Genomic DNA, 11,570 nt, shown 5'->3' with positions numbered 1-11,570 from the left:
TGTCGGCCTTTTTCAGGCTGGTGAAGGTGAGCCGTTCGCGGTGGAGTTCTTCGCGTTGGTTGCCGGAAAAGGCATAGCCGTCGATGACGCGGCGGGCGCGTTCGGCGGTGAGGGTGTCGGCGTAGTCCTCGCATTCGACCAGGATGAATGTTCGGTCGCCGCCGTCCTTGTGGTTCGCGGTCAGGACGGCGTGGGCGGTGGTGGCGGAACCGGCGAAGCTGTCGAGCACAATGGAATGCTCGGTGGTGGCTAGTTCCAGCACGCGGGACAGCAGGGCCACCGGCTTGGGAGTCACGAAAACATCGTCGGAACTGGCGAAGTCCAGCACGGACAGCAGTTCTTTCTTGGCGTCCTGGGTATGGCCGACCTCGTCGTACTCCCACAGGGTTTGCGGTACGCGACCGGCTTTGACCTCGGAGAGGAATCGCTTGATCGATGGGATGTTGTTGCCATCCTCGCCCCACCAGACGCGATCATCACGGTCCATCTCCTTGAATTTAGGCTCAGAAACACGCCAGTAATTTCCACCGGGAGGCCCCGAAATGATTCGGCCAGACGGGCAGGTAATCGGGTAAGTGCCCTCGCCGTAGTAGTTGCGCGCCGACAGATCGCCGGGCTTCCAAGGGCCTCGCGTATCGTTGTCTGGATTGTCGTAACGGGCATCCATATCGTCCGTTCGCTCCAGCAAGTTCGGACGCCAGATAGTTTTATCTTTCGCGTAGATCAACAGGTAATCGTGATCTTCCGAAAAGAACTGAGCTGACGGCTTGGGCGAATAGTTCTTGTGCCAAATACAAGTCGCGACGAAATTGTCAGCCCCAAAGATCTCATCCAACATCATCCGCGCCCGATGGATTTCGTTATCGTCGAGCGTCATCCAGAAACTCCCCGACTCCGCCAGCAATTCATGCAACAACCGCAGCCGTGGCCACATCATGCACAGCCATTTATCATGGCGTAACCCGTCCTCGATGCCGACCGGATTGCTGTCGAGCCACTCGCGCAGCATCGGGCTGTTGACGTTGTCGTTGTAGCTCCAACCTTCGTTGCCGGTGTTGTACGGGGGATCGATGAAGATGCAATCCACCCGCCCCGCATACATGGGCAACAAGGCTTTCAGAGCGTGTAGATTGTCGCCGTGAACGATCAGGTTGCCGTCAAGTCGCGGTTCGCCGATGGACTTGCCCGGCTGCGGGATCAACGGGCGGTGCGGGATGGCCAGATGATGGTTGTAGACGAATTCTTTGCCCTTGAAATCAAGCTCCGGCATGGTCGAGTCCTTTAATTAGGGGCGTCGCTGCCACCTCAACCCCGCGCCGAACTGAGGATGGCTTGGTATTCTTCGGCCGCTTCCAGGATGGCGTCCCGGTACGGCTCATCGTCTGCCAGCGCCAGATCGTAGGCAATGCGCTGATCGAAACCCATCCCATTGCTCCAGACCCTGTCCCAAGCGCCATTCTCGGCATGCGTGACATCGATCATTTTTGGTGAATAGACATCGCGGTAGCGATTCGCCAGCTCGGCCATGATGCGCAGTTCCCGCTTGGAGAAATAGCTGTCATCGAATTCGGCGCGGGGGACAACCGTTTCACGCACGTAATCGATCACCCGCTCGGGCTCGATGGAAATCGCAGCCGCTAAATCAGGCTTTAGGTCTTCCCATTCCTGCATCAAGCGGATCGGCACGGGTCCCAACTCCCACGCGCGGTATTCCAGCCCCGTGACACTTCGCCCGGTCTGGCGGAAATGCTCGAAGTCAAGCAGATACAGCAGCTTGAACAGCTTGATCTTGCCGAAATGCTGGGTGTGTTGGGCGAAATAGACAATCACGTTGATCAGCTTTTCGCGTTCGTGGGTGATGAGCATACTTGAAGACCAGTCATCAATCGGAAATCAGTGCACGATGGGGAGTTCCAGATCATTCCACAGGCGCGTCGTCGGACCGGACTGATTCATGGTGTAGAAATGCAGCCCCGGCGCACCGCCTTCGAGCAGATGACGGCACAGCATCAGCACCACCTCGTGACCGAAGGCGCGGATGCTTTCGACATCGTCCCCATAGCCTTCCAGCCGGCGACGGACCCAGCGCGGGATCTCGGCGCCGCAGGTATCCGAAAAGCGGGCAAGTTGAGTGTAGTTGGTGATGGGCATGATGCCGGGGATGATCGGGATCTCGACCCTTTCCTTCCGGCAGCTTTCCACGAACGCGAAATAGGCGTCGGCGTTATAGAAATACTGCGTGATGGCGCCGTCGGCGCCCGCCGCGACTTTACGCTTGAAGTTCTCCAGATCGCGCGCCGGACTGCCCGACTGGGGGTGATACTCGGGATAGGCCGCCACTTCGATGTGGAAGGCATCGCCGAACTCGGCGCGGACGAAGCTCACCAGTTCATTGGCATAGCGGAAATCGCCCTGATTGCCCGCGCCCATGCCGGAGGGCATGTCGCCGCGCAGCGCCACCAGACGCCGGATGCCCTGTTGCCGATAGTGGTGCAACAGTTCGCGCACCTGCTCGCGGGTGGAGCCGATGCAGGCGAGATGCGGCGCGGTCTCGATCCCCAGGCCGCGCAGCCAGGAGACGGTCTCCAGGGTGCCCTCGCGGGTCGAGCCGCCCGCGCCGTAGGTGACGGAGAAATACGCGGGACCGAGCGCGTTGAGCTTGGCGATCTCCAGCTTGAGTTTCTCCATTCCTTCGGCGGTCTTCGGCGGGAAGAGTTCGACGCTATACAGTGGAGTCGAATGGTTTTGAAATGGCATGAATCAGGTTCCTTGGTCAGTGCTGCGCCGGCGTTTCGCGCTCAATCATTCAAAGGCGCGCGGCATGATCCGTATCGCCGATCCGCTCTAGGATCAGTCGACTCAAATTGATACCGGAGGTCATCGGAGGCAGGGGCTTTGCGTCTTTCTTCATGATCGCGATCCATTCATCGACAATCAGGCAAAGCTCGTGATAGACCTGTTCCTCGTCGTCGCCATGGCAGCAGGGACCAATGATTCCCGGACATTGCCCAACGAAACATTGATCTTCTTGGGACCACTCGACGAGCTTGACGTAATACGCACTTTCTTTCATTGCGCGGATTCCCGGATCTTGGTTTTCACCTCGTTCTCCTGGTCGCGCATCATGCGATCAGTGAACAGCCGCATTCCAATTCAATCGTCACTGGAGAAACCTGTCGTGTCGCACGCTCCTTGCGGACGTGCAGAACCAATAAGGTCAGCGGATCGAACACGATGACATCCTTGACGCCCTGGGACAGATAAAAGGGTGGCCCAATCTCTAAATCCTTGGCCTCATAGCCTTTGCTGACCACCTCGATCACGGCCTCGGGAATCATGGTCAATGCCGAATCCTGTTCGTCCTCGCTCGGTTCGCGGCAGAAAATCGAAATATCGGGTCGCTTGAGTCCGGTTGGAAACTGGATATAGACATCGATGGCATAAACACAGTCGCATCCGGCCTGACCGACGGCGGGTTTGGCGATACCCCGCGCAATGCGAGCGATGTGTTTTTGATGACGATAAACCGGCTGTGCCTCCCAAATCGGCAGGCCGTTGACGATTTCGAGCCGAATGCCAAGCTCGCTGGCTTGAAGAAGTGTCGTCATGGACAGGCTCATGCGTGTTTCCGATCGGCCAACCGTTCATTCAAGCGCGCGCTCCCCCGCGAGGGGGAGCGCGGCGATTTCGATCAATACCGATAATTCTCGGCTTTATACGGCCCCTCGACCGCCACGCCAATATAATCCGCCTGCGCCTTGGAGAGTTGGGTCAGCTTGACGCCGATCTTCTCCAGATGCAGCCGCGCCACGTCTTCATCGAGATGCTTGGGCAGTACATAGACCCCGACCGGATACTGCTCGGGCTTGGTGAAGATCTCGATCTGGGCCAGCACCTGATTGGTGAAACTATTGGACATCACGAAGCTCGGATGACCGGTCGCGCAGCCGAGATTGACCAGACGCCCCTCGGCCAGCAGGGTGATGCGATGACCGTCCGGGAAGACGATCTGATCCACCTGGGGCTTGATGTTCACCCATTCGTACTGCTTCAGGCGGTAGACCTGAATCTCGTTGTCGAAATGACCGATGTTGCAGACGATCGCCTGATCCTTCATCGCCGCCATGTGATCATGGGTGATGATGTCGGTGTTGCCGGTGGCGGTGACGAAGATGTCCATCATCGACACCACGTCGTCCAGGCGAACCACCCGATAGCCTTCCATCGCGGCCTGGAGCGCGCAGATCGGATCGATCTCGGTCACCCAGACGGTCGCGCCCAGCCCGCGCAGCGAGGCCGCCGAACCCTTGCCCACGTCGCCGAAGCCGCACACCAGCGCGAGCTTGCCCGCGATCATGACATCGGTGGCGCGCTTGATGGCGTCCACCAGCGACTCGCGACAGCCGTAGAGGTTATCGAACTTGGACTTGGTGACCGAGTCGTTGACGTTCATCGCCGGGAACAGCAGTTGACCGTCGCGGTGCATCTGATAGAGCCGATGGACGCCGGTGGTGGTCTCCTCGGTAACGCCCTTGATGTCCTTGGCGATGGCGTGCCAGTGTTGCGGATTGCGCGCGAAGGTGCGGTTCAGAAGCCCCAGAATGGAGCCCCATTCCTCGCTGTCGCCGGCGGTCGGCGCGGGGATGGCGCCGGCCTTCTCGTATTCCACGCCCTTGTGCACGATCAGCGTGGCGTCGCCGCCATCGTCCAGGATCATGTTCGGCCCGCCGCCATCGGGCCAGTTCAGCACCTGCTCGGTACACCACCAGTATTCGTCCAGCGTCTCGCCCTTCCAGGCATAAACCGGGACGCCGGCGGCGGCGATGGCGGCGGCGGCATGGTCCTGGGTCGAGAAGATGTTGCAGGAACACCAGCGCACCTGCGCGCCAAGCTCGACCAGGGTCTCGATCAGCACTGCGGTCTGGATGGTCATGTGCAGACTGCCGGTGATACGCGCGCCGGCCAGCGGCTTGGCGGCGCCGAACTGCTTGCGCAGGGCCATCAGCCCTGGCATCTCGGTCTCGGCGATGACCATTTCCTTACGGCCAAAATCGGCCAGGGACAGATCGGCAACCTTGTAATCGGTAAACTCACTCATGGTTAATCAAGTCTCGATGAATCGTGAGTGAGCGCCGTTGAAAAAGTCGACCCCGTCGCCGAGCCTGGCCCGGACCGTCAGCGGTCCGGGTCGCAGCGCTCCTCGACCGCGAGGTTGGAGAAAGGCAATCGGGCTGGTTGTGTCACGCGCGACGGAATCAATAACCGTCGTTCTTCGGCCCAAGGGTCAATACAGGTATCCCAGGTATCCGCTTTTATCGATGGGGTCCAGGCGAATGGCGTGCCGTTGACAGCAAGAGGTGAATTGTCTGCATTCGACTGCGCGGTGGCAAGGGTTCGGCGCGGATTTTTGGGACGGACGTTGTTGCAAATTTTTCGATGTTTTTATCAACCGTCGATCTTATTTTGACTGCATTCGGTGCAGGAGCAAGTCGCGCGTTGAGATTGCTGCGCGATGAACGGGCGATGGCTGCTTTTTTACCGCTGGCGGTTATGATTGGGTCATGGTTTGTCAGGTCAGGATGTCGTTGTGCGAGCACTCCTCATATTTTTCGTCGAGCTTTGCGCGCTCCGCCGTGCCCCGCAGGATTTGCCGGCATCGGCGATCCTGCTGTGGCTCATGTTGTTCGCGGATCTCTTTGCAGGGCTTCTGGTTGGGATGACCGCCGGCATTTCCTTGTGGGCGAGTCTGCTTCAGGGCATCGTCGAGATCGCGCTGATGCTCGCCGCACTCACCGTGGCGCTTCAGCTCATGAAACGGCCTGGGCGTTTTCTCCAGGCCGGCACGGCCCTGCTGGGGAGCGGCGCGCTGCTCGGGCTGCTCGCGCTCATGCCGCTCAGTCTTCATCCCACCGGCAGCCAGGAGACGAATCTGGCGGCGCTGGGTGCCTTTCTCCTGCTCGGACTGGTGATCTGGGGCGTCGTCGTGACTGGCCACATCCTGCGTCATACCTTCGGGTTGACGCTCGGTCAGGGCGCGGCCATCGCGATCGCCTTCGAGATCGCGGCGATTACCCTGGTTACTGGTCTTTTTGGCGGCGCCTGATCATGCATCTTCATCTCCTCGGAATCTGCGGCACCTTCATGGGCGGCATCGCCCTGCTCGCGCGCGCGCTCGGCCATCGGGTCACTGGCTCGGACGCCAATGTCTATCCACCCATGAGCACCCAACTGGAAGCCGCCGGCATCGGTCTGATGGAGGGCTATGCCGCCTCCCATCTCGACCCGGCGCCGGATGTGGTGGTCGTCGGCAATGCCATGAAGCGCGGCATCCCGGCGGTGGAAGCCATGCTGGACCGGGGGCTGCGCTACTGCTCCGGCCCCGAATGGCTGAAGGAAAATCTGCTGCGCGACCGCTGGGTGCTGGCGGTCGCGGGCACCCACGGCAAGACCACGACCGCCAGCATGCTGGCCTGGGTGCTGGAAGACGCCGGACTCGATCCAGGGTTTTTGATCGGCGGCGTGCCGCTGGACTTCGGTCTGTCCGCGCGGCTGGGATCGGCGCCCTTTTTCGTGGTCGAGGCGGACGAGTACGACACCGCCTTCTTCGACAAGCGTTCCAAGTTCGTCCACTACGGCCCGCGCACCCTGATCCTGAATAATCTGGAGTTCGATCACGCCGACATCTTCGACGATCTGGCGCAGATCCAGCGCCAGTTCCATCATCTGGTGCGAACCGTGCCCGGCAGCGGGCTGATCGTGCATCCGGGCGCGGAACCCGCCATGGATGCGGTCCTCGCGATGGGCTGCTGGACGGCCTGCGAGCGCTTCGGAGCGGGCGGCGACTGGACCGCCGAACTCATCGAGCCGGATGGCTCGCGGTTCAACGTCCTGCTCGGTGGCGAGCGGGTCGGTGCCGTCCAGTGGGGGCAGACCGGCATGCACAATGTCAACAACGCGCTCGCCGTGCTGGCCGCCGCCCGTCATGCCGGCGTGCCGGTCGTCGCCGGCATCGCCGCGCTGGGACGCTTCAAAGGGGTTAAACGACGCATGGAGTTGCGCGGCGAGGTCAATGGCGTGCGGGTCTTCGACGACTTCGCCCATCATCCCACGGCCATCGCGACGACCTTGCAGGGGCTGCGCCGGCGGGTCGGCGGGCAGCGCATCCTGGCCGTGCTGGAGCCGCGTTCCAACACCATGCGTCTCGGCGTGCATAACGCGGAACTTGCCGCCTCGCTCGACGATGCGGATCGGGTGTTCCTGTTCGCTCCGCCGGATCTGGGCTGGGACGCCGCCGGGGTCTTCGCCGGACTGGGGCCGCGCGCCGAGATTCTGAGCACGGTGGAGGCGATGGTCGCGCGCATCGCGACCGAGAGCCGGCAGGGCGACCAGGTGCTCGTGATGAGCAACGGTGGCTTTGGCGGAATCCATCAAAAACTGCTGGATGCGCTCTCGGGGCCAACGGACCACTGACGCCTGCCAACTGAAACCTGCCCCATGACCCCATCCCCGAAGCCCAAAACCATCGCTGTCGCGCTCACCGGCGCGTCCGGAGCCTGCTATGGACTGCGTCTGATCGACTGCCTCCTGAGCGCCGGAGCGCGGGTCTATCTACTCGTCTCGCAGGCCGGACAAGTGGTGCTGAAGATGGAAAGCGGGCTCGACGTTCCCGCACGCCCCGCCGAGGCCGAACGCTTTTTCACCGAGCACTTCAACGCTCAATCCGGACAGCTCCGGGTCTTCGGGCGGCAGGAATGGACCGCGCCCGTGGCCAGCGGAAGCAATCCGCCGGATGCCATGGTCATCTGCCCCTGCACCGCCGGCACCCTGGGTCGAATCGCCGCCGGACTCTCCGGCTCGCTGATCGAGCGTGCCGCCGATGTCGCCCTGAAAGAGCGCCGCAAGCTGATTCTGGTCGTCCGCGAGACGCCCTTCACGACCATCCATCTGGAGAACATGCTGCGTCTCGCGCAGGCCGGAGCGGTCATCATGCCCGCGAATCCAGGCTTTTACCGCAATCCCACCAGCCTTGACGACATCGTCGACTTCATGGTCGCCCGCATCCTGGATCACCTGGAAATTCCGCACGAATTGATGGATCGCTGGGGTTCCCTGGATCCGGACCAACCGCGTCTCGTGTGAAATGCGTGTCTCCCGCGATCTTCCTCAACCCTGTCAACCCTTCCGCGAGAGCACTGGCGAAGACGATGGTGGACGCGGAGTCGCAAGAGCAGGCGTCTGAATCGCCCGCTTCCGAAAACGCTGGAGAGGCGACGAAGCGGAGTGACGCAGCGGCCAAGAATTGGCGGCGTCTGGTGTCGGTGCTCCGCATTCCGGCACGCCTTCTGCTGGGGCTGGCGCTCCTGTCGATCCTCCTGTCGGTGCTTCTGGTTGGGGGCCTGCGCTGGGTGAATCCTCCGGTATCCGCCTTTATGCTGCGTCATGCTCACAATGTCTGGAAACTCGATCAGACTCCCCCCTATTATCGCTATGACTGGATTCCCTGGGAGCGGATCCCGCCGACGGTCCGACTGGCGGCCATTGCGGGAGAAGATCAGCGCTTCCCGCGCCATTTCGGGTTCGATCCGATCGAGATCCGCCAGGCCTGGAACGACTATCGCCAGGGCGGACGATTGCGGGGGGCCAGCACCATTACTCAGCAGGCGGCAAAAAATCTGTTTCTGTGGCCAGGGTCGAGCTGGTGGCGCAAAGGGCTCGAAGCCTGGTTTACGCTCCTGATGGAAATACTCTGGCCGAAAGAACGGATTTTGGAGATCTATCTCAACATCGCGCAATTCAGCCCGAGCACCTATGGCATCGAAGCGACCAGCACGCGCTATTTCGGTCATCCCGCCAGCGAACTCAGCCTGGCGGAAGCCGCGCTGCTGATCGGCGCGCTACCGGGTCCGGGACATTATCAGTTGGACCAACCGTCCGCGAGCCTTCAGCGCCGCGCGGACTGGATCCTCGACCAAAGCCAGCGGCTGGGCGGGATGCGGTATCTGAAGCAATTATGAACGGCATCACTCGCAATCGCGGTCCATCAACGCCTGATGATAGGCACGTTTGTTCTCGTTGAGTTCCTTTTCGCTGCGGGTGCGGTAGCCGTTCAGAACCTTTTGATGCCATTTGGCGACCTCGGCGCGCTGCTTCGCGCATTTGGCCGGGTCGTGCTCGGTGCGGGCGGAGGTGCGTGACCGGCGCGCCTCGGTTTCGGCCTGTTTGCGGGCACGCTCGCGCTCTTTGAGTGCCTGTTCACGTTGGGCCTGCATCGCCTGGACCTGGGATTCGATCGAATAATCCTGGCTTTTCGATTCGGTTCCGCCGCCAGTCGGAGCGTGGGTGTCGACCGCCAGCGCGCCGCCTCCGGCACTGTCCGCGCAGGCGGTCTGCTGATAGCTGATCTGTCCGTTCGCCTGCTGGCATTTGTACAGCTCGGCCCAGGCCGGATGCGCGGCGAGACCAAGGACGATCAGGCCGAGCGCGAGACGGCTGGGCCGGCGAATCCAGAAAGTTAACATAGTCGGTCTCCGTTCCCGGTGTTCGGCGATCCTGGCAAGAGCCGTCAACAGCACTCGCGTCGTCGCGCGCAGGCTTCGGCGAGTTCGCGCAGCATGGGCGCGGTGTCGTCCCAGCCGACGCAGGCGTCGGTGACGCTCTGACCGAAAATGAGGTCGCCGCCGGCATCGAGGTTCTGACGCCCGGCGATCAGATGACTCTCGATCATGGCCCCGATGATACGCCGGTCGCCACGACCGATCTGACCCGCGACATCCTGACCGATGCGCAACTGCTTCTCGGGCCGCTTGCCGCTGTTGGCATGGCTGAAATCGATCATGATCTTGGGCGTCAGCCCGGCGTTGGCGATCTGCTCGGCGGCGATGCTGACGCTTTCGGTGTCATAGTTGGGCCGCTGTCCGCCGCGCAGAATGATGTGGGTGTCCACGTTGCCGGTGGTGCTGAAGATGGCCGATTGACCCTCCTTGGTCACGGACATGAAGACATGGGGCCGTGCCGCCGCGTGGATGGCGTCGATGGCGACCCGCACGTCGCCGTTGGTGGCGTTCTTGAAGCCGATCGGGCAGGACAGCCCGGAGGCGAGTTCGCGGTGTCCCTGACTCTCGGTGGTCCGCGCGCCGATCGCGCCCCAACTCACCTGATCGGCGATGTATTGCGGACTGATCAGATCCAGGTACTCGGTGCCCGCCGGAATCCCCATCTCGTTCAGCGCCAGCAGCAGCTTGCGGGCGATCCCCAAGCCTTTGTTGATCTCGAAACTGCCGTCGAGATTGGGATCGTTGATGAGCCCCTTCCAGCCGACCGTGGTGCGCGGTTTCTCGAAATAGACCCGCATGACCAGCAGCAGATGCGCGCTCAGTTCCTCGCGCAATGGCTGGAGACGCTGCGCGTATTCGAGCGCGGCCTGTGGGTCGTGAACCGAGCAGGGACCGACCACGACCAGCAGACGGTCATCGCTGCCGTGGAGGATGCGCTGGATCGCGTGGCGAGTCGCATGAACGGTCTCGGCCGCCTGCTCGGAGAGCGGATATTCCTCGTGCAGGGCACGGGGCGAGCGGACTTGGGTGATGTCGCGAATGCGCAGATCGTCGGTGCGGTGCATGGTGGAGCGCCGGGGCGGTTGCGTAAAGCGACGAAGTATAAACGGAAACAGGGTTAGGCGATTTCCGGGAAAGTTTATACCCATGCCAAAGGCTTCAACTCAGCCGGTGCCGATTCACGTATTCGACGCTTGCCCCAAAGCGGCCGTGACGAATGCGGGTGAGTCCGGCGTAATCGACCCGTAACCGATACCAGCGCTCCGCCTCGGCGCGCAGGAGGTGGCCGAGGATGGCGCGCGTGACGCCGGCATGGCAGACGATCAGCAGATGGCGTCCCGGATAGGCCGTCACCTGACGCTCATAGACGCGGGCGATACGGGCGAGCAGACGATCGAGCGGTTCGGCGCCGGGCGGGCGGCAACCGACCGGATCGCGCTGGAGCGCCTCATAGGCCGCCGGCTCGGCGGCGGCGATCTCCGTGTGCGCACGGCCCTCCCAGGCGCCCATCCCGACCTCGATGAAACCGGGCTCGATCGCCAGCGGCAGCCTATGGCGTCCCGCCAGTTCGGCGGCGAACAGACGGCAGCGGGTCATCGGCGAGCTGAGGATCTGATCCCAGGGCGCGGCATCGCCGAGCGCCTGGCGCATCTGGGTCCAGCCGAGCGGCGAGAGCGGATCGTCCGCGCCATTGCCGCGATAACGCCGACCGCCGGTCGGCTCGCCGTGACGGATCAGATCCACCAGTGTCTCCCGCATGATTGTTCCTGATTGTTCCTGATTGGTGTTAAAGTTCGGCATCGATCAATGCCCGATCCGCGCTGAGAACCACGAAGGTGCAGGCATCCGCCGCCAGCAATACGTTAAGTGCGCCGCGAGTAACTTCTCAATAAGTCACGGCAGCCTTGGCTGAAGATATCCGTTAGAATACCCCATCGCTTCCCCAATCGTTTCCCGTGCATCGTCCTACCGTCATGCCCAGCTCGATCAAACTTCCTGACATCCCCGAGGCGGAAC

General features: G+C 61.8%; 13 protein-coding genes and 1 riboswitch. Of the genes, 4 read left to right on the top strand and 9 right to left on the bottom strand.

The features are described from left to right. The 6 genes from QZY07_RS14375 to ahcY all read right to left on the bottom strand — a co-directional run. Window positions 1-1,270: site-specific DNA-methyltransferase (locus QZY07_RS14375; RefSeq protein ID WP_295404028.1), on the bottom strand; the 1,270-nt coding region annotated here is incomplete at its 3' end. 35 nt (window positions 1,271-1,305) lie between these two features. Further along, complete coding sequence (locus QZY07_RS14370; protein ID WP_295404025.1) at window positions 1,306-1,866, bottom strand: Panacea domain-containing protein; 561 nt, start codon at window positions 1,864-1,866, stop codon at window positions 1,306-1,308. Between the two features lie 27 nt (window positions 1,867-1,893). Beyond that, a complete protein-coding gene (gene metF / locus QZY07_RS14365; RefSeq protein WP_295404023.1) occupies window positions 1,894-2,757 on the bottom strand; it encodes a methylenetetrahydrofolate reductase [NAD(P)H] in 864 nt (287 codons plus the stop codon). Between the two features lie 49 nt (window positions 2,758-2,806). Next, window positions 2,807-3,073 (bottom strand): hypothetical protein, encoded by a 267-nt coding sequence (locus QZY07_RS14360; protein ID WP_295404021.1) that lies wholly within the window; start codon window positions 3,071-3,073, stop codon window positions 2,807-2,809. 49 nt (window positions 3,074-3,122) lie between these two features. Then, complete coding sequence (locus QZY07_RS14355; RefSeq protein ID WP_295404018.1) at window positions 3,123-3,608, bottom strand: Uma2 family endonuclease; 486 nt, start codon at window positions 3,606-3,608, stop codon at window positions 3,123-3,125. A gap of 83 nt (window positions 3,609-3,691) precedes the next feature. Next, window positions 3,692-5,098 carry an adenosylhomocysteinase gene (gene ahcY, locus QZY07_RS14350; protein WP_295404015.1) on the bottom strand — a complete coding sequence of 469 codons (1,407 nt, stop codon included), beginning with the start codon at window positions 5,096-5,098 and terminating at the stop codon, window positions 3,692-3,694. Window positions 5,099-5,120: 22 nt separating this feature from the next. Further along, window positions 5,121-5,208: riboswitch (S-adenosyl-L-homocysteine riboswitch) on the bottom strand. 379 nt (window positions 5,209-5,587) lie between these two features. Between ahcY and QZY07_RS14345 the strand changes: the two genes are divergently transcribed. The 4 genes from QZY07_RS14345 (at window position 5,588) to mtgA (ending at window position 9,014) form a co-directional block, all read left to right on the top strand. Beyond that, the gene (locus QZY07_RS14345) at window positions 5,588-6,103 is read left to right on the top strand and encodes a hypothetical protein (protein ID WP_295404012.1); all 516 of its coding nucleotides are present in this window, start codon (window positions 5,588-5,590) and stop codon (window positions 6,101-6,103) included. Window positions 6,104-6,105: 2 nt separating this feature from the next. Further along, a complete protein-coding gene (gene mpl / locus QZY07_RS14340; RefSeq protein WP_295404009.1) occupies window positions 6,106-7,470 on the top strand; it encodes a UDP-N-acetylmuramate:L-alanyl-gamma-D-glutamyl-meso-diaminopimelate ligase in 1,365 nt (454 codons plus the stop codon). Window positions 7,471-7,494: 24 nt separating this feature from the next. Then, window positions 7,495-8,139 (top strand): flavin prenyltransferase UbiX, encoded by a 645-nt coding sequence (locus tag QZY07_RS14335; protein WP_295404006.1) that lies wholly within the window; start codon window positions 7,495-7,497, stop codon window positions 8,137-8,139. Window positions 8,140-8,204: 65 nt separating this feature from the next. Continuing rightward, window positions 8,205-9,014, top strand: a complete 810-nt coding sequence (mtgA, locus tag QZY07_RS14330) for a monofunctional biosynthetic peptidoglycan transglycosylase (protein ID WP_295404004.1) — start codon at window positions 8,205-8,207, stop codon at window positions 9,012-9,014. 6 nt (window positions 9,015-9,020) lie between these two features. On the opposite strand, the gene QZY07_RS14325 is transcribed toward mtgA, so the two are convergent. The 3 genes from QZY07_RS14325 to QZY07_RS14315 form a co-directional block, all read right to left on the bottom strand. Next, window positions 9,021-9,518: a DUF4124 domain-containing protein gene (locus QZY07_RS14325; protein WP_295404001.1), complete on the bottom strand. Its 498-nt coding sequence runs from the start codon at window positions 9,516-9,518 to the stop codon at window positions 9,021-9,023. Window positions 9,519-9,562: 44 nt separating this feature from the next. Then, entirely contained in the window at window positions 9,563-10,618 is a 1,056-nt protein-coding gene (locus tag QZY07_RS14320) for a 3-deoxy-7-phosphoheptulonate synthase (protein ID WP_295403998.1), read from the bottom strand. A gap of 94 nt (window positions 10,619-10,712) precedes the next feature. After that, window positions 10,713-11,312 (bottom strand): histidine phosphatase family protein, encoded by a 600-nt coding sequence (locus QZY07_RS14315; protein WP_295403995.1) that lies wholly within the window; start codon window positions 11,310-11,312, stop codon window positions 10,713-10,715. Window positions 11,313-11,570 lie beyond the last annotated feature (258 nt).

The organism is uncultured Thiocystis sp. (genome assembly GCF_903866365.1).
Classification (GTDB): domain Bacteria; phylum Pseudomonadota; class Gammaproteobacteria; order Chromatiales; family Chromatiaceae; genus Chromatium.
The sequence above is the reverse complement of the archived record's forward strand: the minus strand, read 5'-3'. Positions and strand labels throughout refer to the sequence as shown.